General features: G+C 57.3%; 25 protein-coding genes. 21 read left to right on the forward strand and 4 right to left on the reverse strand.

The window, feature by feature from the left end:
* The first annotated feature begins 26 nt into the window (after positions 1-26).
* From B5E84_RS00215 to B5E84_RS00275, 14 genes are all read left to right on the forward strand, one after another.
* Positions 27-755 (forward strand): YebC/PmpR family DNA-binding transcriptional regulator, encoded by a 729-nt coding sequence (locus B5E84_RS00215; RefSeq protein WP_087217582.1) that lies wholly within the window; start codon positions 27-29, stop codon positions 753-755.
* Between the two features lie 357 nt (positions 756-1,112).
* Positions 1,113-3,113 (forward strand): M28 family peptidase, encoded by a 2,001-nt coding sequence (locus B5E84_RS00220; protein ID WP_242963189.1) that lies wholly within the window; start codon positions 1,113-1,115, stop codon positions 3,111-3,113.
* Positions 3,106-3,741, forward strand: a complete 636-nt coding sequence (locus tag B5E84_RS00225; RefSeq protein ID WP_087217584.1) for a GNAT family N-acetyltransferase — start codon at positions 3,106-3,108, stop codon at positions 3,739-3,741. Before B5E84_RS00220 ends, B5E84_RS00225 begins: the two co-directional genes overlap by 8 nt.
* Before the next feature lie 58 nt (positions 3,742-3,799).
* Complete coding sequence (locus B5E84_RS00230; protein WP_087217586.1) at positions 3,800-4,444, forward strand: bifunctional 2-keto-4-hydroxyglutarate aldolase/2-keto-3-deoxy-6-phosphogluconate aldolase; 645 nt, start codon at positions 3,800-3,802, stop codon at positions 4,442-4,444.
* A 61-nt stretch (positions 4,445-4,505) separates the two neighbouring features.
* Positions 4,506-5,537, forward strand: a complete 1,032-nt coding sequence (locus tag B5E84_RS00235; protein ID WP_087217588.1) for a sugar kinase — start codon at positions 4,506-4,508, stop codon at positions 5,535-5,537.
* 226 nt (positions 5,538-5,763) lie between these two features.
* Positions 5,764-6,225, forward strand: a complete 462-nt coding sequence (locus tag B5E84_RS00240) for a MarR family winged helix-turn-helix transcriptional regulator (RefSeq protein WP_087217590.1) — start codon at positions 5,764-5,766, stop codon at positions 6,223-6,225.
* A gap of 2 nt (positions 6,226-6,227) precedes the next feature.
* Entirely contained in the window at positions 6,228-6,827 is a 600-nt protein-coding gene (locus B5E84_RS00245) for a nitroreductase family protein (RefSeq protein ID WP_087217592.1), read from the forward strand.
* 46 nt (positions 6,828-6,873) lie between these two features.
* Positions 6,874-7,419, forward strand: coding sequence for a nitroreductase family protein (locus B5E84_RS00250; protein WP_087217594.1), 546 nt, complete (start codon positions 6,874-6,876; stop codon positions 7,417-7,419).
* Between the two features lie 32 nt (positions 7,420-7,451).
* On the forward strand, positions 7,452-7,616 hold the full coding sequence (locus tag B5E84_RS20515; protein ID WP_162612777.1) for a hypothetical protein: 165 nt from the start codon (positions 7,452-7,454) through the stop codon (positions 7,614-7,616).
* Positions 7,617-7,740: 124 nt separating this feature from the next.
* Positions 7,741-8,310, forward strand: a complete 570-nt coding sequence (locus tag B5E84_RS00255; protein WP_087217596.1) for an RNA polymerase sigma factor — start codon at positions 7,741-7,743, stop codon at positions 8,308-8,310.
* Positions 8,291-9,106 (forward strand): hypothetical protein, encoded by an 816-nt coding sequence (locus B5E84_RS00260; protein ID WP_087217598.1) that lies wholly within the window; start codon positions 8,291-8,293, stop codon positions 9,104-9,106. Before B5E84_RS00255 ends, B5E84_RS00260 begins: the two co-directional genes overlap by 20 nt.
* A 382-nt stretch (positions 9,107-9,488) precedes the next feature.
* Positions 9,489-10,061 (forward strand): manganese efflux pump MntP, encoded by a 573-nt coding sequence (locus B5E84_RS00265; RefSeq protein ID WP_087217599.1) that lies wholly within the window; start codon positions 9,489-9,491, stop codon positions 10,059-10,061.
* 135 nt (positions 10,062-10,196) lie between these two features.
* A complete protein-coding gene (locus B5E84_RS00270) occupies positions 10,197-12,431 on the forward strand; it encodes a transglycosylase domain-containing protein (protein WP_087217601.1) in 2,235 nt (744 codons plus the stop codon).
* A gap of 30 nt (positions 12,432-12,461) precedes the next feature.
* A complete protein-coding gene (locus tag B5E84_RS00275) occupies positions 12,462-13,697 on the forward strand; it encodes a Zn-dependent hydrolase (RefSeq protein ID WP_087218187.1) in 1,236 nt (411 codons plus the stop codon).
* Between the two features lie 143 nt (positions 13,698-13,840).
* Here the strand turns inward: B5E84_RS00275 and aroA are convergent, their stop codons facing one another.
* From aroA to aroF, 3 genes are read right to left on the reverse strand one after another with little or no spacing between them, the layout of a single operon-like run.
* The gene (gene aroA, locus B5E84_RS00280; RefSeq protein WP_087217603.1) at positions 13,841-15,115 is read right to left on the reverse strand and encodes a 3-phosphoshikimate 1-carboxyvinyltransferase; all 1,275 of its coding nucleotides are present in this window, start codon (positions 15,113-15,115) and stop codon (positions 13,841-13,843) included.
* A gap of 17 nt (positions 15,116-15,132) precedes the next feature.
* Positions 15,133-16,227, reverse strand: a complete 1,095-nt coding sequence (locus B5E84_RS00285) for a prephenate dehydrogenase (protein ID WP_087217605.1) — start codon at positions 16,225-16,227, stop codon at positions 15,133-15,135.
* A 43-nt stretch (positions 16,228-16,270) separates the two neighbouring features.
* Positions 16,271-17,296: a 3-deoxy-7-phosphoheptulonate synthase gene (aroF, locus tag B5E84_RS00290; protein WP_087217607.1), complete on the reverse strand. Its 1,026-nt coding sequence runs from the start codon at positions 17,294-17,296 to the stop codon at positions 16,271-16,273.
* 256 nt (positions 17,297-17,552) lie between these two features.
* Here aroF and B5E84_RS00295 point away from each other — a divergent pair, with 256 nt between their 5' ends.
* The 6 genes from B5E84_RS00295 (at position 17,553) to B5E84_RS00320 (ending at position 24,002) form a co-directional block, all read left to right on the forward strand.
* Entirely contained in the window at positions 17,553-19,652 is a 2,100-nt protein-coding gene (locus tag B5E84_RS00295; protein ID WP_087217609.1) for an elongation factor G, read from the forward strand.
* 354 nt (positions 19,653-20,006) lie between these two features.
* Positions 20,007-20,597 carry an SOS response-associated peptidase gene (locus B5E84_RS00300; protein ID WP_087217611.1) on the forward strand — a complete coding sequence of 197 codons (591 nt, stop codon included), beginning with the start codon at positions 20,007-20,009 and terminating at the stop codon, positions 20,595-20,597.
* A gap of 29 nt (positions 20,598-20,626) precedes the next feature.
* Entirely contained in the window at positions 20,627-21,571 is a 945-nt protein-coding gene (locus tag B5E84_RS00305) for a CPBP family intramembrane glutamic endopeptidase (protein WP_087217613.1), read from the forward strand.
* Positions 21,572-21,788: 217 nt separating this feature from the next.
* Positions 21,789-22,724, forward strand: a complete 936-nt coding sequence (locus B5E84_RS00310; RefSeq protein ID WP_087217615.1) for a CPBP family intramembrane glutamic endopeptidase — start codon at positions 21,789-21,791, stop codon at positions 22,722-22,724.
* 9 nt (positions 22,725-22,733) lie between these two features.
* Positions 22,734-23,294, forward strand: coding sequence for a TetR/AcrR family transcriptional regulator C-terminal domain-containing protein (locus B5E84_RS00315; RefSeq protein ID WP_087217617.1), 561 nt, complete (start codon positions 22,734-22,736; stop codon positions 23,292-23,294).
* 12 nt (positions 23,295-23,306) lie between these two features.
* Complete coding sequence (locus B5E84_RS00320; RefSeq protein WP_162612778.1) at positions 23,307-24,002, forward strand: metallophosphoesterase family protein; 696 nt, start codon at positions 23,307-23,309, stop codon at positions 24,000-24,002.
* 47 nt (positions 24,003-24,049) lie between these two features.
* On the opposite strand, the gene B5E84_RS00325 is transcribed toward B5E84_RS00320, so the two are convergent.
* On the reverse strand, positions 24,050-24,439 hold the full coding sequence (locus tag B5E84_RS00325) for a helix-turn-helix transcriptional regulator (protein WP_087217621.1): 390 nt from the start codon (positions 24,437-24,439) through the stop codon (positions 24,050-24,052).
* A 512-nt stretch (positions 24,440-24,951) separates the two neighbouring features.
* On the opposite strand from B5E84_RS00325, the gene fucO reads away from it, so the two are divergent.
* A complete protein-coding gene (fucO, locus tag B5E84_RS00330) occupies positions 24,952-26,100 on the forward strand; it encodes a lactaldehyde reductase (RefSeq protein ID WP_087217623.1) in 1,149 nt (382 codons plus the stop codon).
* Positions 26,101-26,151 lie beyond the last annotated feature (51 nt).

Here is a 26,151-nt window from a genome sequence, read left to right on the forward strand (position 1 = left end):
AAATAGAAAAACAGAGGAGAGAGAGTATGTCAGGACATTCCAAATTTGCGAATATCAAGCATAAAAAGGAGAAAAACGACGCCGCGAAGGGCAAAATCTTTACCGTCATCGGCAGAGAGATCGCCGTGGCCGTAAAAGAGGGCGGCCCGGATCCGGCCAACAACAGCAAGCTCCGCGACGTGATCGCCAAGGCCAAGGCCAACAATATGCCCAACGACACCATCGACCGCGGCATCAAGAAAGCCGCCGGAGACGCCAATGCCGTAAACTACGAGACCATCACCTACGAGGGCTACGGCCCCAACGGCGTGGCCATCATCGTAGACACCCTGACGGACAATAAAAACCGCACCGCGGCCAACGTGAGAAACGCCTTCACCAAGGGCGGCGGAAACGTGGGCACCACCGGCTGCGTATCCTATATGTTTGACAAGAAGGGGCAGATCATCATCGACAAAGAGGAGTGCGAGATGGATGCCGACGAGCTGATGATGCTGGCGTTAGACGCCGGCGCCGAGGACTTTGCCGAGGAGGAGGACAGCTTTGAGGTGCTCACCGACCCCGACAGTTTCAGCGCGGTGCGTGAGGCCCTGGAGGCAGCCGGCGTTCCCATGGCAGAGGCGGACGTGACCATGATCCCTCAGACCTGGGTGGAGCTCACCGACGAGGACGACATCAAAAAGATCAACCGCATTCTGGATATGCTGGACGAGGACGATGACGTGCAGGCCACCTATCACAACTGGGACGAGTAAGTAAGTTTCCTGCCGGAGCCGGAAATACGTTTCAGCGTCCCGCGGGGACATTGGAAACGCGGTAATTATAATAATGATAAGGGACTTTGCATCTTCACGAAAGGGTGGGGAGCGAAGTCCCTTTTTTTCATGTCATAGTAGGAAACTGCGTTCCCTATGACACAAAAGCTTACAGCGGGAGGCGCACCCTTTTTTAATTTTCCTTCCCATTTCCCCAAAACTGTGCTATACTGTCCTTCAGCTACAGCGGCCAAACAGATATGCGGATCAGACCGGGCGTGACACGAGGGATCGTGCCGCGCCTTCCTGATGTGCGGGGACAGGCGTGTCCTGCCTGTCCAGGGAGGAGTGAGACAGATGGACGAGAGAGAGGCGTATCTCCAGGCGGTGGACACGGAGTATTCCTACCGCCTGGCGAAGAAAATGGAAACCTTCCGCACCAATGAGGTGCTGGGCTACCGGACGGCCGGCTCCCAGGCGGAAATCGCCACAGGGCGGATGCTGGCAGAGGAGATGAAGGCTGTGGGCCTTCAGGATGTGCATATGGACGAGATTACCGTGGACTCCTGGGAGTTTCGCAAGGCGGTGATGCGCTTTACAGACCATGAGGGACGGGAACACCAGTTCCAGCTGGGGGCTTACCAGGCCAACTTTGTCACAGGAGGCCCCAGGCCGTTCCAGGTGGTAGACCTGGGAAAAGGGACGGCGGCGGACTACGAGGGCCGGGACGTGGCCGGAAAGCTGGTGATGGTGGACATCAACCAGCGGGAGGAGTGGTGGATCAATTTTCCCGTATACCAGGCTCATCTAAAGGGGGCCGCGGCCCTGATCGCCGTCCAGGAAAACGGCTACGGGGAGATCGACGGCACCGCCTTAAACGCCCAGGACCTGGCCGGCCCGGCGGATGCCCCCGCCTTTTCCATGTCCCAGGCGGACGCCGCCCTTCTCCGGCGGGAGCTTGGGGAGAGCGGCAGCCTGGAGGTGTATTTTGATGCCGACAGCCAGGTGCGGCAGAGGCAGCCGGCCTACAATGTGTGGGGGGTGATTCCCGGAAAGAGGAAGGAGCAGATCCTGCTCACCGCCCATTACGATTCCTATTTCACCGGGTTTCAGGACGACAACACAGCCGTTTCCATGATCATCAGCATGGCCCGCTCCCTCATCCGCAGCGGCTACCGGCCGGAGCGCACCATTGTGGTATGCGCCCTGGCGGCGGAGGAGTGGGGCGTCATCAACTCCAAGTACGACTGGTCAGCGGGGGCCTGGAATCAGGTGTTTAAGCGGCGGCCGGAGTGGCGGGGCAATACGGTGGTGGATCTGAATTTCGAGCTGCCCGCCCACGCCCATGACCGGCAGGACGCCATCCGGGGGACCTATGAGTACCGGGAGTTTTTGGAGCGGTTTTTAAGGGAGCTGCCGCCTCAGGTGAATCCGAAGGAGGCCTATCCGGAGGGAATTACGGTGTACGCCCCCATTGAGACCTGGTCCGACGATTTTTCCATGGCCATCGCCGGAATCCCGTCCACGGTAAACGACTTTTCCGGCGGACGGTTTATGGAGACCCATTACCACTCCCAGTTTGACAACGACGATTTCTACGACGAGGTGGTATACCGGTTTCATCACCAGCTGTACGGCCTGCTGGCCATGGCCTTTGACCAGGCGGCAGTGGCGCCCTTAAATCCGGCGGAGACCTTCCGCGCTCTCCGGGCCAGCATCCGGCCGGTGACGGGAGAGGAGGACCAGGAGGCCATCCGCGGGCTCCTGAAACGACTGGAGGAGGCGGAGAAACTCGGTGAACATCTGTTCTCTCTGGTAAAGGAGAAGAATAGGGCCGGGGAGCGGGACGAGGAGCTCCAGGCCGGGCTCCTAAACCTGTTTCAGAAAAGCCAGGACTACTTTGTACGCCTGGACTGGCAGGACAATGTGCTCTTTCCCCAGGAGGCCATCCAGAACAACCTCCGCGCCCTGCGGGCGGCGGCCGGATGTCTGGAGGCAGGGGACACAGGCGGGGCTTTGGAGGCCCTCTACCGCATTGACAACAGCCGCTACGCCTTCCTCTTTGACGAGGAGGTTTACCAGTATTTCACGGAATACGTGTTAAGCCAGCCGGCGGACCGGCTCCAGTGGGGAGCCGGACGGATCGTCCACCACGAAAACCTCTACCGCCTGGTGGAGCGTTTAAAGGAAAAGCACCGAAAGGGCTGCGGGGACGTGGCGGAGGAGCTGGAAATGGTAAAAAAGGTAGAAGAACAGCAGAAAGTATGTTATGATGATGACATCCGTTACATCACCAGGTCAGTGGAGAAACTGACCGGCGAGATGAAAAAACTGGAGAGGGGTAGCTTGCGTGGATAGCCAGATATTATACCGTGTGCAGAGGGAGGACCTGCCAAAGCTTCGGGAACTTTTGACGGAGAGCTTTGCGGAGGATCCCCTTTACCACAGCCTCATACCGGACGACGAGACGAGAAAACGGCTCCTGCCGGAGCTGTTTGAGTGCGACCTGTCGGAATTTTTTGAAAACTGTGAGATATTCGCGGACAGCCGGGAGTTAAACGGCGTTTTAGTGGTTTCCGACGAATCGGAACCCTATAACGTGTTCCAGTATTACCTCACAGAGTTAAAGGCCCTGTTAAAAACCGACGAGTATCTGATCCGGGAGGATATGAGCTTAAAGACCTTCCGCAACTTTCTTCTGGGGCGGGACTATCTCAATTCCCGCTGGACCGACCAGCTCCACCAGGAGAACCGGCTCCACATCATCTATCTGGCGGTGCGGCCCAGTATGCAGCACCACGGGATCTCCGGCCAGCTCATCGGCGAGGCCATCCGCTACGCGGGGGAGCACCGGATGATGATTTCCCTGGAGACCCACAATGAGCGGAACGTGAGCCTGTACCAGCACTTCGGGTTTAAGGTTTACGGTGTGGTGGAGAAGGAATACTTCCATTTAAAGCAGTACTGTATGGTGAGGGAGCTCTAGGAGGAAACGGCACCCGCGGCAGATCCAGACTTTGAGAGGACTTGAAAGGAGAAGGCAGATGAAACGAGAGCAGATCATTACGAACATGAAGGCGGAGGGCCTGGTGGCCGTCGTCCGGGCGGAAAGCAAGGAGCAGGGAGAGAAGATTATCGACGCCGTGGTGGCGGGGGGGATCCATTTTATTGAGATCACCATGACGGTGCCGGGAGCCATGGGGATCATTGAGGCCATGGCGGAGAAATATAAGGACAGCCCAGACATCGTCATCGGCGCCGGGACGGTGCTGGATCCGGAGACCGCCCGGGCGGCGATCCTGGCGGGGGCGGCCTACATCGTGGGTCCGGCCTTAAACCTGGATGTGATCCGGCTTTGCAACCGCTACTGCGTTCCCGTGATCCCAGGGGTGATGACGCCCACAGAGGCCATCGCGGCCCTGGAGGCCGGCTGCGGCCTGTTGAAAATATTCCCGGGAAACGTGATGGGGCCGGGAGCCATCAAATCCTTCCGCGGGCCGCTGCCCCAGGCAGACTATATGCCCACAGGAGGGGTGGACGTGGACAACGTGGATCAGTGGATGAAGGCGGGGGCCTGCGCCGTAGGCACCGGAAGCAGCCTGACGAAGGGGGCGAAAACCGGAGACTACGCCGCGGTGACGGAGAAGGCCAGAGAATTTGTGGCAGCCGTAAAGGCAGCCAGAGCGTAAATCTTGCGCGGGATGGGGGCGTGTCTCCCATCCTGCTTTGCTGAAAAGGAGACAAGGACAGATGGCAAACATTGTGACCATGGGAGAGATCATGCTGCGGCTTTCCACGCCGCGGCACGAACGCCTGATCCAGGCGGACAGCTTTGATGTGAATTACGGAGGCGGAGAGGCCAATGTGGCCGTATCCCTGGCCGGGTTCGGCCACCAGGTGGAGTATGTGACAGCAGTGCCGGCGGGAGGGCTGGGAGACTGCGCCGTGGCGGCCCTGCGCAAGTACGGGGTGGGAACGGGCCACATCGCCAGACAGGGGGAGCGGCTGGGCATCTACTTTTTGGAGACCGGTTCCTCCCTCCGTCCGTCCACGGTCATTTACGACCGGGCCGGTTCCTCCATGGCCACGGCGAAACCGGAGGACTTCGATTTTGAAACGATTTTCCGCGGTGCTAACTGGTTTCATATCACCGGGATCACCCCGGCCATCAGCAGAGAGGGGGCGGCCCTGACAGAAACCGCCCTGAAGGCGGCGAAGGCGGCGGGGGTGACCGTTTCCGTGGATTTAAACTACCGGAAAAAGCTGTGGACCCCGGAGGAAGCCCGCCGGGTGATGACGCCCCTGATGGAGTACGTGGACGTGTGCATCGGAAACGAGGAGGACGCCGCCCAGGTGCTGGGGTTCCAGCCGGGAAATACGGATGTTTCCAGCGCGGAGCTGGAGCTGGACGGCTACCGGCGGATGTTTGAGGAGATGGGAGAGCGGTTCGGGTTCCGCTATGTGGTCAGCTCCCTGCGGGAGAGCTACTCCGCCTCCCACAACGGCTGGTCCGCCTGCATTCTGGACCGGCAGAGCGGAGAATTTTACTATTCCACCCGCTACACCTTAAACCCCATCGTGGACCGGGTAGGCGGCGGGGACGCCTTCGCTGCCGGCCTTATCAGCTCCCTGGCAGACGGAGAGCCCTTCCAGGACGCCCTGGAGTTCGCGGTGGCGGCTTCCGCCCTCAAGCACACCATCCACGGGGATTTCAACCTGGTGAGTCGGGCAGAGGTAAAGGCCCTGGTGAAGGGGGACAGCTCCGGCCGGGTGCAGCGGTAAGGCCCGGAGAGACCGGCAGAAATTAAAATCAGATAAAACGTGAAAAAAGCTTTGTGTAAATGGATGTTCCATTGGCATGAGGCTTTTTTTATGCCATGAAACGGCGTTCCCTGTGGCATAATTTCATTTCCCAATTTCCACTTGCAACTTTCCGGATTTGTGCTATAATAATAGTAAAGAAATTGACTATAAAGAAATTGACTATAGACAAAAAGGACGGTGACCCATGACAAAAGAAGATCGAAAAAACGCCTATCTCTACTGCAAATTCCGGGATGAGCAGTTCGCCCTGTACGACGAGTACGCCAAACGCCACGGAATGTCCATGAAAACCCTGCTGGTGTTAAACGCCCTCTTTTACGCGAAGGACGGGATGACCCAGACGGAGGTGTGCCAGCGGACGTTCCAATCCAAGCAGACTGTAAACCTCATTGTCAAAAACCTTCTGGCGGAAGCTTACGTCACCGTGACGGAGGTGCCGGAAAACAAGAGGAACAAGATCGTCCGGATGACGGAGGCCGGCCGGGCCTACTGCGAACAGGTGGTCCGCCATATCACCTGGGCGGAGGACACGGCCATGTCCCTGTTTTCCCCTGAGGAGCAGAAGAACCTGATCGAACTGTCCCGGACGTTCACAAAGAACCTGACCATGCTGGTAAATGAAGAATGGGAAAAAAAGGAGGATTGACCATGGAATTTTACGAAGTAATCAATAAAAGACGGAGCATTCGCCAGTTTGAGGACCGGGAGATCCCCAGGGAGGCGCTGGAGCGGATTCTGGACGCGGGCCTGAAAGCCCCTTCCTCCGACCATCAGCGGCGGTGGGAGCTGGTGACCTTCACGGACAAAGCGGCTATTTTGGAGCTGGCTAAGCTGGTTCGCCCCTATCCCTGCCGGATCCGGGAACCGAAAACGCCTCAGCAGGAGATGTTTCAGATCGCCTACCCCAGGCAGCGCACCATGATCCAGGAGTCTGCCTGCGTGATCCTGCCCTATTTCCGGCAGAAGTATGCCTTTGACAATCCCAAAAACGACTACGGCCTTATGGACTACGGAGGCGCGTGGGCGCTGGTGGAAAACCTGCTTTTGGCGGCCACTGCCGAGGGCCTGGGATCCGTTGTCCACATCCCGGTGAAAAAGGAACCGGAGCAGATCAAAGCCTTTTTGAAGATCCCGGACGGCTACTACCTGCCGGCGCTGGTAATCTTAGGCTACGCCAGGAAAGACGCCCTCGTGCCCGCCCAGGTGAAGGCGACGGTGGAGAACAAGGTGCACTGGAACAAGTGGTAACTGGAAGTTGCGGATAGAAAACTTTCGAATAGAGAGAAGGAGAATTATGGAATTTTACGACGTCATTGAGAAACGGAAAACAAACCGGGAGTGGACGGATCAGGAGGTGGATGTTGCCGTCATAAAGCGGATCATCGGGGCCGGCATGAAGGCGCCCTCCTGGGATCACTACAGGAACTGGCAGTTCATCGTCCTTCACACCAGGGAGGAGAAGGAGAACGCCTTCCGCTACGCCAAATCCATCGCGAGGAAATTTGACACGGGCCGTTACGAAAACCGCAAGCTGAACCTGGCCCAGAAAATGTATGTCTACGCCATGCCGCGGCAGTATACCATGCTGGTGGACTGTCCCTACGTGATCATTCCCCTGTTTCCCTGCAATAAACTGAACGGGGAATGGGTCAGCAAGCTGAACCCTCTCACCACTGCCTGGTGTGTGGCGGAAAACATCATGCTGGCGGTGACTGCAGAGGGCCTTGGCTACTCCCTGCGCATTCTCTTTAAAAAAGTGTGCGCTTGGCGCACACACACGCCGGAGCGCGGCTGCGTCAGCAGCCATATTCCTTTGCGCGGAGTGCGCCTCCTTGCGTAGCATTCTTATTCAACAGGAAACACGGTTTCCTGTTGAATAAGAAGGAGCACGACGTGGTGCTGGACGCCCTGGGCGTGCCCCGCGGCTGGATGACTCCCTGCTTTATCGGAGTGGGCCACCCGAAGGAGGACGAGGCCGTGCCGGAACAGTATGACAGCAGCCCAGAGGGGCATATTCATATGGGAGGATGGCGGTGATGGAGGCCGGCCCGGAACGCTGCGGGCCGGCCTTTCAAACTATTTATCCTCCAAAATGAACCATTTTCCCACAGCCGGACTCTATATGACAGGTGCACCGAAAACAAGCGGAAAGGAGATAGGCATGGACGGGACGGAACGAGAAATGATCATACGGATGCAGCAGGGGGAGGACGAGGCCTTTTCCTGGCTGTTCCGGAAATACCAAAGCCGTGTCCTGCGCATGGCGTATCTGATTTCCGGGAACTACGCAGACAGCGAGGACATTGTGCAGGAAACCTTTGTCAAATGCTATACATACCGAAGGCATCTGCGGGAACCGGAGCGGTTTGAGCCATGGCTTTATCAGATTATGACCAGGACGGCCTGGCGCATGGTGAAAAAGGGGCGGCGGGAACAGCCCGCCGAGGAAATCCGGGAGGAGGAACCTCTGCGGACGGACGCCCCGTTAGAGGCCGTGATCTACTCAGAGGAGCGGACGGCCCTCTGGGAGGCGGTGCAGTCTCTGGAGCTGCGCCAGAGGACGGCGGTGGTGCTTTATTACTACAATCAAATGTCCACCAGAGAGATCGCTAAGGCCATGGGATGTCTGGAAGGAACGGTAAAGTCCAGGCTGCACACCGCAAGGAAAAACCTAAAGCAGAAGCTGGACGCATGGGAAAAGGAGGCGCTCTATGAAAAGAGAACCGTTTGACAACAGGATAGAAGAACTGCTGAGACAACAGGCGGACCACGTAACCATGACGGGAGAGCGGCAGGAACAGGTCCTTGACCGCATCTTAAACAGAGTGGGAGAGCCAGGACAAAAGGAGGATTTTGGGATGATGAGACGGTTTACAGGAAAGAAAATAGCAGTGATGGCGGCAGCCATGTGTATGGTGGGAGTGTTTACGGCGGTAGCCGCGGGAAAGATCGTGTCGGTGTCCTCGTCCGTGCGGACAGACCAGCCGGACTACCGGACAGCGGCGGAGGTGACAAAGGACGGGGACCGGCTGGGTTTCACCCCTAAGGCCGTGGAGAGCTTTTCCAACGGCTACGCCTTCTCCCAGGGCTATTTTTCCATGATGGAAGGCTTTGACGAGGAGATGAACCGGGTGGCGGAGATCCCTTCCGTGATTTTGGACTACCGGAAGGGAGACCATTTCCTGACCCTGGATATGCAGAGCCCCGGAGGTCTGGACAACGGTGAGCCGGACCAGGTAGAGGTCTACGAGGGCATTGAGCTGGAGTATTCCCATCTGGATTCCATCTTCGTGAGCGTGGATTACACCCCCACGGAGGAGGAGCAGAAACTGTCGGAGGAAGGGAAATTAAACATCGGCTACGGCCTTCCGGAAGGCTCTGAGAAGGAGGAGACTGGCTTTTCCTTCGTCCGCTGGGAGGACGGCGGCGGCGCCTACACCCTCACCAGCGGAGAGGAAAACGGACTTTCCTCCGGGGAACTGCTTGCCATGGCAAAAGAAATTATCGACAGCGGGGCCGCGGAATAAAAAAGCGGGCAAAGCAGGAGCTGCCGGAGGCGTTTGTACCACAGAAAACCGCCTTTCCCGTGATACAAAACGGGCATGACCGCTCACGCAGTCATCGCGAATCTTGAAAGCCAGATGGCGGAACGCCGTAGGTGTGGAGCCATCCGCCGGCGGTATTCGAAATCCGGGCCAAGCGCACACTTTTTGTGCTACCGTCTTGCTCGTCTGATGCCGATATATCTGTGCGCGCGAGCGCGCCCATCTATATCGTCGCCATCCGGGGCTTTCACACTAAATAAGTCTTGCAACAAAGCCTCTCCTGTGGTAAACTATACACGCTTTGAAAGAACGGGTGTGGGAATTTTTCCCACACCTGTTTCCATACCATCGGAGGGGAAAAATTATGGATTTGCTGACACTTTTTACGCTTGCTGTAGGTCTTTCCATGGACGCCTTCGCCGTGGCCGTATGCAAGGGCCTGGCGATGAAACAGATCACTGTGGGAAAGGCGGTGATCGTGGGCCTGTGGTTCGGCGGGTTTCAGGCCGGGATGCCGTTTTTGGGCTACGTACTGGGCATTCAGTTCCGGGACAGGATCACGGCCATTGACCACTGGATTGCCTTCGTCCTGCTGGCCTTTATCGGCATCAACATGATCCGGGAGGCGCTTTCCGGCGAGGAGGAGTGCTGTGAGGACGGGGACGCGGCCCTGGGAGTCAAGGAAATGTTTCTGCTGGCAGTGGCCACCAGTATCGACGCCCTGGCGGTAGGCATCACCTTCGCCTTCCTGGACGTGGAGATTCTTCCTGCCATCAGCTTTATCGGAATTACCACCTTCTCCCTGTCTGTAGTGGGAGTGAAGGCCGGAAATGTGTTCGGCCGCAAATACGAGGCCAGGGCCGAGATCGTGGGAGGCGTCATCCTGATCCTTCTGGGGACGAAAATCCTCTTAGAACATCTGGGAATTCTGGCGTGAGAACCGTATCCCAAAATCTTAAGAAAAAACAGAGGAATTCTTTTGAAATATGTCTGGTAGAACGATGGAATCTGTGATAAAGTGGTAAACAGAGGTTTTACCACTTTATGATTGTGCATATAGGATGAGGTTAGTATGAAGATTCATTCCAACACCAAAAAGAAACAAAAACAGAAAAAGGCGCCGGAAAACAGAAGGGCGGGAAAGACGGGAAACGCCGGGTATTACCTGGGGCTGTTGTTCCGCCCGCTGTTTCTGGTTTTCAAGATTCTGGGCGTCACCCTGGCGGTAGTGTTTGTGCTGGCGCTGGCGGTGGGGGCCGTGGTGGGAGTGACGGAGATCTACCCCCGGTATGTGGAATACAAGCAGATGGCCGTCCAGGTGGTGGCAGACAGCGATTTGGACACCTTCCGCCTGCAGGAATCCAGCTACATTTATGACAGTGAGGGCGCCATCATCGCCAAGCTGACGAAGGACGAGGATTCCTTCTATCTGCCCTATGACCAGATCCCGGAGTACGCCGTCCAGGCCTTTGTGGCCGTGGAGGATAGGACGTTCTGGGAGAATTCCGGCATCGACTGGAAGGGCATTTTCCGGGTGGGCCTGCGTTTCCTGACCACAGAGGGAGAGGAGGTCCACGGGGCCAGCACCATCACCCAGCAGCTGGCCAGGAACCGGTTTCTCACCAGAGAGGTCTCCCTGGTGCGAAAAGCCAAGGAAATGCTGATTTCCCAGGAGCTGACGAAGAAGTATTCCAAAGAACAGATCATGGAATTCTACATCAACGACATCAGCTTTGCCAATACATATTACGGCTTAGAGGCGGCGTCCATCGGCTATTTCGGGAAATCCTCCCGGGAGCTGAGCTTAAGCCAGATCGCCTACCTCTGCGCCATCCCCAACTCCCCCAGCTACTACAATCCCTACCGCCACCCGGACAACGCTCTGAAACGGCGGGATAAGATTCTGGACGATATGCTGGAAATGGGCTATATTACCCAGGAAGACCACGACAGGGCGGTGGCGGAGACCATCACCATCGAAAAACCGGACTACGGGTTCCACAACTACGAGACCACCTACGCCATCGACTGCGCCGTGCGCTACCTTATGGAACTGGACGGCTTTGCCTTCCAGTACGGGTTCCGGAGCAATCAGGCGTACAAGGACTACAGCGAGCGCTACGACGAGGCCTACGCCATAGCCAAGGAGGAGCTCTACACCGGAGGCTACGACATTTACACCACCTTGGATCCGGAGAAACAGGACTATCTCCAGAACGCCATCGACGAGGGCTTAAGTTTCAGCGACGAGACGGCAGCTAACGGCATTTACGCCTTCCAGGGCGCCGCCACCGTGGTGGACAACTCCACGGGAAAGGTGGTAGCCATCGTAGGTGGCCGCAGCCAGGAGACGGACGTATACGGCTTAAACCGGGCCTACCAGAGCGACCGGCAGCCGGGCAGCTCCATCAAGCCCATTATCGTGTACGCCCCCGCCCTGGAAAACGGCTATACCTCCAGCACGATCGTAAAAGACGTGAGTATCGACGCTGCCAAAAAGGCGGATAAGGGAGACGACTTGACGAAACTCCCGGGAGGCACCATGCCCCTGCGCCAGGGCGTGGAGCGGAGCCGCAACGGCGTGGCCTGGTCCGTCTACGCGGACATTACTCCGGAAGTGGGAATGTCCTATCTGACGAAAATGCGGTTTGACAACATTGTGCCGGACGACTACTACCTGGCGGCGTCCCTGGGCGGCTTTACCCACGGCGTCACCACGGAGGAGATGGCAGGGGCCTACGCGGCCCTGGCCAACAAGGGAATGTACCGGGATCCCACCTGTATCCAGTCCATGAAGGACAAGAACGGGGAAGAAATCTATGAAGATCCGAAACCCATCCGGGTATATGAGGAAAACGCCGCCCTGGTGATGGTGGACATCCTGACGGGAGTGGTCACCAGAGGAACGGCCAGCGGCATGGGCTGGAGAGGCGACATCGAAGCCGCCGGAAAGACCGGCACCACCAACAACAGCAAAGACGGTTGGTTCTGCGGCATGACCCCCTACTACACCATGACGGTGTGGGTGGGCTACGACCAGCCCAGAGCCCTGTCCTCCCTGTGGGGCAGCACCTATCCCGCCCAGATCTGGAAAACGGCCATGTCCCACTACGTGGAAGGGCTGGAGCCGGCCTCCTTTGAGGAACCGGGACCGGAAACGGGGACGAAAAAGGACGTAGTGGTTTACACGGAGCCCATTACCACCCAGGCGGAGACTCCCGCGGTGGAGGAGACCGCTCCGCCTGCGGAGGTTCCCACGGAGCCGGTAACGGGAATCCACGGGGGACCGGGAATCGGATTGGATTAAATTCAAGAGAAAGAAAGGATGGGAATGAGTATGAGAACGAATCTGGAGCGCATTCAGCGGGACATCGAGGCCCTGTCGGCCTTCAACTCCACACCGGGAGCCGGGCTGACCCGGTTTTCCTTCAGCGAGGAGCATAAGAAGGCCCAGGACTACATCGTGAAACAGATGGAGGAGGCCGGACTGCAGGTGCGGATCGACCCCTGCGGCACCATCATCGGCCGGCTGGAGGGAGAGGATCCTTCCGCCCCGTCAGTGATGACCGGTAGCCACTTTGACTCCGTCCGCAACGGCGGCAACTTTGACGGCCCTGCCGGCGTGATCACGGCCTTAGAGACCGCCAGGGTATTCCATGAAAACGGTCTGAAATTCCGCCGTCCGGTGGAATTCATCGCCATGGTGGAGGAGGAAGGCGCCAGGTTCGGCGGCGGCCTCTTTGCCAGCCGGGCTATGACGGGGCGGCTCACGGCCCAGGAACTGGCCACCTTCCGGGACGGGGACGGGATCTCCACCGGCGAGGCCATGAAGGCTTTTGGCCTGGATCCGGACCGGTTCCAGGAAGCAGTGAGAAAACCGGGAGAGATCCAGAATTTCATCGAGCTCCACATTGAGCAGGGCCCCATCCTGGAGGCGGAGCAGAAACAGCTGGGAATCGTGGAAACCATCGTAGGCATCCGGGAGCTGGAGGTGACCATCCACGGCCGTCCGGATCACGCAGGCACCACCCCCATGAATATGCGGGCGGACAGCTTTCTGGCGGCGGCCAGGACGGCCCTGGCGGCCACGGAGGCGGCAGTTCAGGCGGGAGAGGGCACGGTAGCCACCGTGGGAAAGGCCCAGGTTCTTCCCGGCTCCTTCAATATCGTGGCAGGCACCGTTACCTTCTTCGTGGACATCCGCAGCCGGAACAAGGCCTGCATCGACCAGGTGGAGAAGGCCATCCGGGAAACCCTCCAGAAAGAGGCGGAAAATCCCGGCATTACCTGGGAGATTCGGGTGATGATGGAGACGGATCCGGTGGAGACGGACCGGGAAGTGTGCCGGATTCTGGAGGAGTCTGCCGGGGAACTGGGGATCACCTCCAAGCGGATGCTCTCCGGCGCGGGGCACGACGCCATGATCATGGCAGATATTGCGAAGATCGGACTGGTCTTTGTGCCCAGCAAAGGCGGCCGCAGCCACTGTCCGGAGGAGTGGACAGACTACGACCAGCTCCAGAAGGGCGTGGAAGTGGTGTGCGCGGCGGTGGAGAAACTGGCGAAAGCGTGAAACGGCGATCATTGAATACAGATATAGAATGTAGAAACCGCAGAAAAACCACATAATGGCAAAACAGGCGGTATGCAGTTGGAAAAAAGCTGCATACCGCCTGTTTTTCACGATTATGGAATTGTCAAATGATTCCCGCCGCCTCACACCAACGCCTTCAGATCCTCCAAAAATGTAGGATAGGAAATATCCACGCAGTCCCAGGCGGGAATCTGGGTCTCACCCTCCGCGGCCAGTCCGGCCACGGCGAAGGTCATGGCGATGCGGTGGTCATTGTGGCTGTGGATGAGGGCGCCGTGAAGGGGACGCCCGCCCCGGATCACCATGCCGTCTTCCGTCTCCCGGACGTCGGCTCCCATGGCCGTCAGATTGGTCACCATGGCCTCAATGCGGTTGGACTCCTTTACCTTCAGCTCCGCGGCGTCCCGGATCACCGTTTCCCCTTCCGCGAAACAGGCGGCCGCGGCGATCACCGGCAGCTCGTCAATCAAAGTGGGAATGATGTCTCCGCCGATCACCGTCCCGTGGAGACGGCTGGTCCTTACCAGCAGGTCCGCCGCCGGTTCCCCGCCGCCGCACACCGTTTTCACCGTCTCAATGTCTCCCCCCATCTGCCGGAATACCCGCAGCACTCCGTCTCTGGTGGGATTTACCCCCACATTTTGCAGGAGGATTTCCGAATCCGGCACCAGCAGCCCGGCGGCTAAAAAGAAGGCGGCGGAGGAGATGTCCCCCGGTACCTGGATGCGCTGGCCAAAGAGCTCCTCTGCCGGACGGATCACGGCGGTGGTCCCTTCCGTGCTTACGTCCGCCCCGAAAGCGGAGAGCATAAGCTCCGTGTGGTTGCGGGAGAGGGCCGGCTCCGTCACCCTGGTTTCCCCGCCGGCGTACAGCCCCGCCAGCAGGATAGCGGATTTTACCTGGGCGGAGGCCACGGGAGTGGAGTAGTGGATTCCGCGCAGGGGAGCGCCGGAAATGCGTAAGGGGGCGCAGCCGTTTCCACGGACGCTCTCAATTTTGGCTCCCATGAGGGAGAGGGGATCCATGATCCGTTTCATAGGCCGTTTCTGGATGGACTCGTCCCCGGTAAGAGTGACGTCAAAGGGCTGGGCCGCCAGGATGCCGCTGATTAAACGGGTAGTGGTGCCGCTGTTTCCGCAGTCCAGCACCTGCTCCGGCCGTTTCAGGCCATGGAGGCCGTTTCCCCGCACGAAGATGGTTCCGTCCTGCTCCTCAATCTGCACCCCCATGCTCCGGAAACAGGAGATGGTGGAAAGGCAGTCCGCCCCTTTCAGAAAATGGGTGATTTCCGTGGTCCCCTTTGCCAGGGATCCGAACATTACACTCCTGTGGGAGATGGATTTGTCCCCCGGCACAGCCAGGGTCCCTTTCAGGGAAGAAATTTTTGAAAAATTCATGGTTCGTCCTTTCTGCCCTACGGGATGAGGGTGTATTTGTAATCTGTGAGCCGGTTCCAGGCGGCGGTTCTTGCCTCCTCGTCGTAGAAGGAAATGCGCAGCGCCCCCTCCCCGTGCTCCCGGCTGTGGTTAATGCCGATATTCTTGATGCTGATGCCCTTCGCCGCCAGGATGACGGAGAGGGTGGAAATGGAGCCCACCTCGTCCACAATATCCACAGAGAAGGAATACTCCGGTTCAATGGCTCCCCGGCTCCGGTCGGAAATGGAATTCCGGTAGGCGCGGGAGGAGTCAAACAGCCGGTGGATGGCCGCCTCGTCCCGTCCCCGGAGGGAGGAGAGGACGCTCTGAAGGGATGTGATGTAGCGCTCCAGCATTTCCGCGATGTTCCCCGTGTTGGTCATACAGATCTGCTCCCACATCTCCGGGGAGGCGGAGGCGATGCGGGTGATGTCCTTAAAGCCTCCGGCGGCGATCTGTTTCATCGTCTCCCGGTCGTCGTCGGCGTCCCGCACCAAGTTTACCAGGCTGGAGGCCACGATATGGGGCAGATGGCTGATGGCCGCCACCGCCAGATCGTGTTCCCCGCAGGAGAGGACCATGGGGATGGCGCTCACCGCCTTTGCCACCGCCACCAGACGCTCCACGTTTTCCTTCGGCGCTCCCTCCGGCGGGGTGATCATGTAGTAGGCGTTTTCCAGCAGATGATCGGTGGAGTTTTCATAGCCCGTTTTCTCTGAACCGGCCATGGGGTGGCCTCCCACAAAGACGCCTTCCATGGAAAGCTCCTTTACGGCCTGGTGGATGCTGGTTTTGGTGCTTCCCACGTCCGTCACCAGGGCGCCCTCCTTTAAATAGGGCTTTACCGCCCGCAGATAGCCCTCGTTGTACTCCACCGGCGTGCAGAGAAAGATCATGTCACACCGTCCCAGACGCTCGTCCACCCCGTCTAAGATCTCGTCCACCACTCCGTCCGCCTGGGCCTGACGCAGCTTGTCCGCGGAGCGCATATAGGCCATGACCGTCAGCTCAGGACTGGCCTTTTTTAAGGCTCTGGCCAGGGAGCCGCCGATGAGCCCCAGGCCGATAAAGCCGATTACCGATTCCTTCATATTCTGTATTCCTCCCTGTGTGTGGTTGCCTGCGCCGCCTGCCTTATTTCTTTCCGGCGATGGTCCGCCCGGAAAGCTTGGCGTAAGGCTCCAGCTCTGCCATCAGCCCGTCGAAATTGCTGAAGGTGAGGGACTGGGGGCCGTCGGAGAGGGCGCGCTCCGGACAGGGATGGACCTCGATCATCAGGCCGTCCGCCCCGGCGGCCACAGCGGCCTTCGCCAGAGGCGGCACGTAGGAGTAAACGCCGGTGGCATGGCTGGGATCCACGATAATCGGCAGATGGCTCTTTTGGCGGATCACCGGCACGGCGCTTAAATCCAGGGTGTTCCTGGTGGACGTCTCATAGGTGCGGATGCCCCGCTCGCAGAGCACAATATTGTGATTTCCCTCGGAAATGATGTACTCCGCCGCGTTCAGCCACTCGTCGATGGTGGCGGCTAAGCCCCGCTTTAAGAGCACCGGGATCCCAGCGCGGCCGCATTCCTTCAAAAGCTCGAAATTCTGCATATTTCTGGCGCCGATCTGGATCATATCCACGTACTTCGCCGCCGCCTCCAGGGCCCGCTGGCTGGTCACCTCACAGATGACTGCCAGGCCGGTGGCCTCCCTGGCTTCCTTCATATATTTGAGGCCTTCCTCCTCCAGTCCCTGGAAGGCGTAGGGGGAAGTGCGGGGCTTGTAGGCGCCGCCCCGGAGGAAATTGGCTCCCGCCTTTTTTACGGCAAAGGCCGTCTCCATCAGCTGCTCCCGGCTCTCCACGGCGCAGGGCCCGGCCATGACGGTCAAGGTATTCGGGCCCACGGAAGTGGGGCCCACCTGGACAGTGGTAGGCTCCGGGTGAAATTTTTTATTTACCAGCTTATAGGACTCGGTGACGGGGACGATCTTGTCCACCCCGTCCGCCAGCTCCAGGTTGGAATTGGCCAGAAGGGTTTTGTCCCCTACCACACCCACGATGGTGACCTGAGTTCCCTCGGATAAATGAGCCGTCAGCCCTTTCGATTCAATGAGATCGGTGATATGCCGAACCGCCTCTTTGGAGGCACCTGGTTTCATAATAATAATCATGACTGTCTCTCCTTTTTCTGCAATTATACCGATTGTATCGGAAAGGCATAAAATTGTCAATCGTTTATTACTTTAAAGTTTTGCACTTTAAAGCAAATTAGTAAAGAGCCACAAGGGCAGGGTTTCCAGGAAAGAGACAGCCAGTGAAAAGGGAATGCAAAATTTTTTAGCAAAACTGTATATTAAGCTTGTAAATTTACAGAATTTTTAGTACAATATGGTCATAGGCGAAATTCTTCAACAGGAGGGACTATTTATGAACGTATACGGAACACAGCAAATTCGGAATGTCGTGCTCTTAGGGCATGGCGGCGCCGGAAAGACTACCGTGGCAGAGGCGATGGCTCTCGTCTGCGGAGTGACCAAGAGGATGGGCAAGGTAGTTGATGGAAATACCATCAGCGACTATGATAAAGAAGAGATCAAGAGGCAGTTCTCCATCTCCACATCCCTGATTCCCCTGGAGTATGAGGGAGAGGAGGGTGTTGTGAAGGTAAACCTGTTAGACACCCCCGGATATTTCGACTTTGTGGGCGAGGTGGAGGAGGCCATGAGCGTGGCTGACGCCGCCGTCATCGTGGTCAACTGCAAGGCAGGCATCCAGGTGGGAACGGAAAAAGCCTGGGATCTCTGTGAGAAATACCGTCTGCCCAGGATCATTTTCGTCACCAACATGGACGACGACCAGGCCAGCTACCGTGAGGTGGTATTAAAGCTGGAGAAACAGTTCGGAAGAAAGATCGCTCCCTTCCAGCTCCCCATCCGTGAGAATGAGAAGTTCGTGGGATTCGTAAACGTGGTGAAGATGGGCGGCCGCCGTTTCACCGGCGTCGGTACATATGAGGAGTGCGACATTCCGGATTACGTGCAGAAAAACTTAAGCATCGCCAGAGATGCCCTGATCGAGGCCGTTGCCGAGACCAGCGAGGAATATATGGAGCGCTATTTCTCCGGAGAGGAGTTCACGGAGGAGGAGATCTCCAATGCGTTAAGAGAGCACGTGATCGACGGCAGCATTGTTCCCGTGATGATGGGTTCCGGCTTAAACTGCCAGGGACTGCGGATTCTGCTCCGCTCCATCGACCGCTATTTCCCGTCACCGGACAAATACGAGTGCGTGGGCGTGGATATTTCCACCGGCGAGCGCTTTACGGCAAAGTATAACGACGACGTTTCCTTATCTGCCAGAGTGTTCAAGACCATCGTGGATCCGTTTATCGGAAAATATTCCCTGATGAAGATCTGTACCGGCACCTTAAAGGCGGACAGTTCCATCTACAATGTAAATAAAGAGACCGAGGAGAAAGTGGGCAAGCTCTACGTGCTGAGAGGCAAGGACGCCATCGAGGTTCCAGAGTTAAAGGCCGGCGACATCGGCGCCGTGGCCAAGCTGACGGTGACCCAGACCGGCGACACCATCGCCGTGCGGTCCGCCCCCATTCTCTACCACAAACCGCAGATCTCCAAGCCCTACACCTATATGCGCTATAAGACGGTGAACAAGGGCGACGACGACAAGGTGTCCAGCGCCCTGTCCAAGCTGATGGAGGAAGATCTCACCTTAAAGGCGGTCAATGATAAAGAGAACCGCCAGCTGCTCCTCTACGGAATCGGCGACCAGCAGCTGGAAGTGGTGGTGAGCAAGCTCTTAAACCGCTACAAAGTGGAGATCGAGCTGAGCAAGCCGAAATTCGCGTTCCGTGAGACTCTCCGCAAGAAAGTGGAAGTCCAGGGCAAATATAAGAAACAGTCCGGCGGCCACGGCCAGTACGGCGATGTAAAGATGGAGTTTGAGCCCTCCGGCGACTTAGAGATCCCCTACGTATTTGAGGAGAGAGTGTTCGGCGGCGCCGTGCCGAAGAACTACTTCCCGGCTGTGGAGAAGGGCATTCAGGAATGCGTTCTCAAAGGCCCGTTGGCCGGCTATCCGGTAGTGGGACTGAAGGCGACTCTGGTGGACGGCTCTTACCATCCGGTGGACTCCTCCGAGCTGGCGTTTAAGATGGCGGCTACCATGGCCTTCAAGAAGGGCTTTATGGATGCCAACCCCGTGCTGCTAGAGCCCATCGCCTCCTTAAAGGTGACGGTGCCGGATAAATTCACCGGCGATGTCATGGGCGATCTGAACCGGAGACGGGGCCGCGTCCTTGGCATGAATTCCAATCACCACGGCAAGCAGACCATTGAGGCGGACATCCCCGTGTCTGAGCTCTTTGGCTACAATACCGACCTGCGCTCCATGACCGGCGGCATCGGCGAGTACGAGTATGAGTTCAGCCGCTACGAGCAGGCTCCCGGCGATGTGCAGAAACGGGAAGTGGAGGCGAGAGCCTCCCAGACTGACGGCGAGGCGTAAGACAGACATCGGGCGCCGCGGGAACGTCCTGCGGGCCGCGTTTGAACCGTCAGGCGCCATGCCGTTGACCGGATCATAGAAAACAGGAAATGCCTTTCGTTCCATGGACGGAGGGCATTTCTTCTTTGTTTAACAGGAAACTTCGTTTCCTGTTAAACAAGAATGCTCCGCAAGGAGGCGCACACCGCGCAAAGGAAAATGGCTGTTTACGCAGCCGCGCTCCGGCGGAGTGTGCGCCAAGCGCACACGTTTTTGTTTCTGTCATGGGAGAATGCGTCTCCTGTGGCAGAACCGCCTCCGGCGGAAGGAGCCTTCCCCGCGGGGCGCGCAGTTTACAAAAGGAAGGATAGGAAAATGTGCAGTCTGTTTTATACGGATCGAGAGCTGATCGGGGAGATGAGGCGGCTGGTTCAGAGGGCGGACCGGGAGGTGGAAATGATAGAACCGGGGCGGGACGTGCGCCCCACGGAACGGGCCCTGCTTTTGCGCCAAAAGGACGGAGCCCTCTGTCTCTCCGCCATGAAATGGGGCTATCCCGGCCCTTCCGGCTCCGGGGTGGTGATCAACGCCCGGGTGGAATCCGTGACCGAAAAGCGAATGTTCGCGGAGGGAATCCGCTACCACCGGGCGGTGGTGCCCGTCCGCCGGTTCTACGAGTGGAACCGGGAAAAGGAAAGGTACACCTTTCAGAGCCGGAACGGAGAGATTTTGTACCTGGCCGGATGCTTTGACATCAGGGACAATGAGGAGCGGTTCGTCATCCTGACTACGGAGGCGAACGGATCCATGAGACCGGTCCACGACCGGATGCCTCTGATCCTGAAACGGGAGCAGATCCAGGACTGGCTGGGAGACTGGAACGCCGCGGAGAGACTGCTTCGCCAGACTCCCATGGAGCTGACGCGGCAGGCGGAGTATGAGCAGATGACGCTGTTTTCGGTGTGAGGCAGCGAAAAGGAGGAAGGGAGGGGCCTATGGAACGGGACATTCGGCAGATTCGAAAGCGGTTTTCCCACATTGGCATGGTTTTCTGCGCTTTTTGGACAGCATCCTTTGGGGGACAGTTTCTGATATGGACAATCCTCAACAAAACGGGAGTGAACCGGCTGATTTCCCTTCGGACAGCCGCGCTTGTCATCGCCGCAGGCGGAATGTATCTGGTGGGATTTCCCGTGTATCTGCTGCTGATGGGGCGGATACCGGCGCAGCCCCTGCCAGAAGGAACGGAGAAACGGCTGTCCCCCACAGGATTTGCCGTCAGTTTTTCTGTCTGCATGGGCATGGTGATGGCCGGCAGCCTGTTGGGGAGGCTGGCGTTTCTGGTCATTTCCATTCTGCGCGGCCTCCCGCTGGATCTTCTTCTGCTTTCACCGGGATATTCCTTCGGCGGAAATCTGGCGCTGGAAGTCCTGTTGTATACAGGAATTGCCCCCATTGTGGAGGAGCTGATATTCCGGAAAATGCTGATCGACCGGATCCGCGATTATGGAGATCGGACGGCGATCCTTATCTCCGGGTTGATCTTTGGGCTGGTCTGTGGAAATTTTTTACAGCTCTTTACCGCCTTTGGGATGGGAATGGTCTTAGCTTATCTCTATCTGCGCACCGGGAATGTAAAAAATACCATCCTTCTTCGTATGGCCATCAATCTGTTTGTCATCAATATGCGAAGGGGGCTGTTTCTCTGGGGAATGGTCTCGTTTCCAGTGGAGATTTTATTCAATGCCTATTCGGCCCTTCTGGTTTTGTGCGCCTTTGGCGGGATCTGCATGATGGTCTGCCTGAGAAACAGGCGTCACTTTCGCCGGGGCGAGCAGGAGCTGTCTCTGCCTCTCCTGGCGCGGACGGCCTTTGGAAATGTGGGGATGATTCTGCTTTTGGCTGTCTGCGCCCTGAGTTTTCGCATCAGTATCCGTTGACCGGAGGGAGGAATCTTAAGTAGTATCCCAGAAAAAAGTATGCTACAATGAAATACCAGAGTCAAACGGCGGGAAATCTGACGCGGGCCTGCCTGTAAGAGGAATATGGCTGCTGACGTAGCCGCGCTCCGGCGCGAGTGTTTGCCAAGCGCACATTTTTTACCGTTTCGTCTGCTCTGGGAAAAACTCCCGTACATGGGAAAACGGAGGATCCTATATGAATTTGAATTACCGGCAGATCAGAAAACAGTTTTCTGACATTGGACTGGCATACTTTATGTTTTCGGCGGCTGCCATGGCGGCCCAGTTTTTGGCGGTGCTCCTGTTTCGGCTTATGGGGTGGGACAGCCTGTTAGGAACCACCGGTTCCGTCCTCTTATCCATGGGGGGAATGTATCTGGTGGGGTTCCCCGTATATCTGTTTTTTATCCGGCGCGTGCCGGTACAGCCGGAGCCGGAGGGAGGGCGGGAGGCCTTTCCCTTAAGCAGGGCAGTGGTCTGCCTGGTGGTGTCCATTGGCGTGATGCAGGCGGGAAACCTGTTTTCCAGGGTACTGTTAGCCCTGGTGTCCGCCCTGCTGGACCGGGAGTTGTTTAACCCGGTGGACGATATTTTAGGCCAGGAAAATCTGGTGGTGATGGTGCTGTTTACCGCGGTGGTAGCTCCGGTATTTGAGGAGATCATGTTCCGCAAGCTGCTCATTGACCGGATCCGAAACTACGGGGACCGGGCGGTGATCTTAGTTTCCGGCATAACCTTTGGGCTGTTTCACGGGAATTTTTACCAGTTTTTCTACGCCTGGGGGCTGGGAATGATCCTCGCCTACGTCTACCTGCGCACGGGAAAGGTGAAACATACCATTCTTCTCCATATGTGCATTAATATTCAGGGAAGTGTGATCTCGACGCTGCTTTTGCAGCTGAGCCGCTATACCTGGGTGGCGGATGTGCTGGTGATGGTGTATTCCCTGCTGATCTTTTCCGTGGCGGTGGCCGGAGCTGTGCTGGCGGTCTGCCTGTGGAAACGGAGAAAGTTTCTGCGGGGCCCGGAGGAGCTGCCCGCCGCCAGGATCCTTCCCACCGCTTTTGGAAACGTGGGGATGGCGCTGTTTTTAGGCGCCTGCCTGTGGCAGTTTTGGATTAATATGAAATAGGAGGACGGAATGGGACAGCAGGACAGGACAAAATTCCGGCTGGCGGAGGCCATCAAGCATCTGATGGGCCGGATGCCTCTGGACCGGATCACGGTGACGGACATCGTGGCGGACTGCGGGCTGACCCGCCAGACCTTTTACCGGAATTTTAAGGACAAATACGACCTGGTAAACTGGTACTTCGAGCGGCTGGTGGAGCAGTCCTTTGAGGAAATGGGAGTGAGCCTGACTCTGCGGGAGGGGCTGACGAAAAAGTTTCAGTTTATCCGGGAGGAGCGGGTGTTTTTCACCTGCGCTTTCAACTCCAACGACTACAATTCCCTGGTAAAATACGACTATGAGTACATCCTGAATTTTTACCGGGGAATCCTGAAAAAGAAGCTGGGGCGGGAGCTGAACGCGGACGTGGAATTTCTGCTTAAAATGTATTGCCATGGCTCCATTCACATGACGGTGGAGTGGGTGCGCACCGGGATGAAGGAGGAGCCGGAGACGCTGGCGGAATTGCTGGTGGAGGCGCTGCCGGCGAAGCTGGACACCCTGCTGTCTTTTTTGGAGGAACGGCCGTGAGGAGGAATGGAAATGCGGAAAATCATAGTGGGGGATGTGCACGGGTGCATCCGTCCTCTGAAAAAGCTGCTGGAAACGGTGGATTTTGACGAGAAACAGGATATGCTGATCCAGTTGGGAGACATCATTGACCGGGGGCCGGATCCTTATGGGGTCTACGTGTTTCTGCGCCGGAAAAAGGGAGCGATGAAAGAGCGGTGTGTGCTGATCCGGGGAAATCACGAACAAATCCTCATCGAGGACTCCAGGGACCCGAACTTCCGTCAGATGTGGAGCCAAAACGGCGGAAAATCCACCATCAAATCCTGGGAGAGACGCGGCTCTTTCGTGGAGAATTCCGCCGCCTGGATCGAGGAAAATACGGTGCTGTACTACATGGACGAGGAGATTCGCTGCGCCCACGCGGGGATGGAGGATAAAGAGCCGGACCAGATTTCCGCGGATGTGCTGCTGTGGGACCGGATGTCCCTTTTGGACAATCAGTACGGCGGCCCGCTGACGGTGGTAGGGCACACTCCGTTGTCCGCGCCGGTGTATATGGACGGCAAAGGCGGACAAGCCCTTCCTTTAAAGGAAAAATGCTGGTACCGCCTGCCGAAAACAGGGATGATCTGCATCGACACCGGATGCGTGTTTCAGGGAAAGCTGACGGCCATGGTGGTGGAGGACGGAATCTTCTCCCTGTGGTCGGCGGAGGGGAATCCATAGAAACTCCGAAAAGTGAAAACTCTCCGCCCCAGGGCGGGAAATGGGGGCTACGTTTCTGTTTTGTCCCCGTTTCCCGCCTTTACGCTTTTTTGCAGTTCTTCCGAAGAAACCCCGTACAATTTGGCCAGGGCAATTAAATGAGAGGTGCTTGGGACCGAGGTGCCCCTTTCCCATTTGGAGACGGCCTGCCGGCTCACTCCCAGCGTTTCGGCGACGAATTCCTGTGTCATTTCTCGGCGCAGGCGGTGTTCTTTCAGGACCTCGCCCAGGGATCCGCAGGGGATTTCCCTTTCCTCCCTGACTTCCGTTGAACGGATATAGCGGTTCAGAGCCTTCACGATCAGCAGGAAAAGGCAGACCGCCGCTCCCACAAGCGCAGCTAGGAGCATACTATTAAAAATCAGAAAACCAGTGTCTAAAATATCTGTCATATCCATATGTCTTACTTTCCCCCGTACTGGCCGTTTTTCCGCGGGTATTTCAGAGATGCCATTTCCAACCAGTTCGGGAACCTGTTTTCCGTTTTTCTCGTTTAACAGGAAACTTCGCTTCCTGTTAAATAAGAATGCTCCGCAAGGAGGCACACTCCGCGCAGAGGAAGACGGCTGCTGGCTTTTTTATTTTGCAGCCGGATAGGCCCGCGATGCCGCGGCTGTCATGCTGGTTCTCCCCAAGCGTCTTATGAATTTCATAATTCTATTTTAGCAAAATTTCCAGGCTGTTTCCACCAACTATGGCGCAACTTGAGGTTGCGGGGCTGTTTTCAAGGCGGGAACCGGCTCAGCATGGGAAAAGGGCAGAGCAGCGGGGATTTTTGGCGAACAGAGGGGCATTATGTGACAAACCGGCGGAAGTGTCACTTGCTTTTTCTCATGGGTATGTTAAAATTTTATCATAATCAATGAGCAGGCGGAAGGCGGGACTTCCGCCGGAAAAGGAGAGGTGTATCATGAGCAACCGAATTGTATTGAACGAGACGTCCTATCACGGCGCAGGGGCTATCCAGGAGATCGCAAACGAGGCGAAAAATCGCGGATTTCACAAGGCATTTGTGTGTTCCGATCCGGATCTGATCAAATTCCAGGTGACGGGAAAGGTGCTGGCGGTTCTGGACGCGGCGGGCCTGGCTTACGAGGTTTACTCCGACATCAAGGCCAACCCCACCATTGAGAACGTGCAGACCGGCGTAGCCGCCTTCCAGGCCTCCGGCGCTGACTACATCGTAGCCATCGGCGGCGGTTCTTCCATGGACACGGCTAAGGCCATCGGCATCATTATCGCCAACCCGGAGTTCGCCGACGTGCGCAGCCTGGAGGGCGTGGCACCCACGAAGAATCCCTCCGTGCCGATTATCGCCGTGCCCACCACCGCCGGGACTGCCGCGGAGGTGACCATCAACTATGTGATCACCGATGTGGAGAAGAAACGGAAATTCGTCTGTGTGGACACCCACGACATTCCGGTGGTTGCCATCGTGGATCCGGAGATGATGGCCTCCATGCCCAAGGGCCTGACCGCCGCCACAGGAATGGACGCTCTGACCCATGCCATCGAGGGCTATATCACCAAGGGGGCCTGGGAGATGACGGATATGTTCCACTTAAAGGCCATTGAGATCATTTCCAAGTATCTGAGAGGGGCTGTGGAGAACACCAAGGAAGGCCGGGAAGGCATGGCTCTGGGCCAGTATATCGCCGGAATGGGCTTTTCCAATGTGGGACTGGGGATCGTTCACTCCATGGCTCACGCCCTGGGAGCCGTCTATGATACGCCTCACGGGGTGGCAAACGCCATTCTCCTTCCCACTGTAATGGAGTACAACGCTCCGGCCACCGGGGAGAAGTACCGGGAGATCGCCAGGGCCATGGGCGTAGAGGGCGTGGATCAGATGTCCCAGGAGGAGTACCGCAAGGCGGCCGTGGACGCGGTGCGCAAGCTGTCCCAGGATGTGGGAATCCCCGCTGATTTAAAGGAAATTGCCAGGGAGGAGGATGTGCAGTTCTTATCAGAATCCGCCTACGCAGACGCCTGCTGCCCTGGAAATCCCAGGGACACCAGCGTGGAGGAGATCGCAGCTTTGTACCGTTCTCTGATGTAATGGAAATTGGGATGAAAATGAGTGCTTGCTAAAAAAGTGTGCGCTTGGCGC

The organism is Lachnoclostridium sp. An14, from assembly GCF_002160755.1.
GTDB lineage: Bacteria > Bacillota > Clostridia > Lachnospirales > Lachnospiraceae > Lachnoclostridium_A.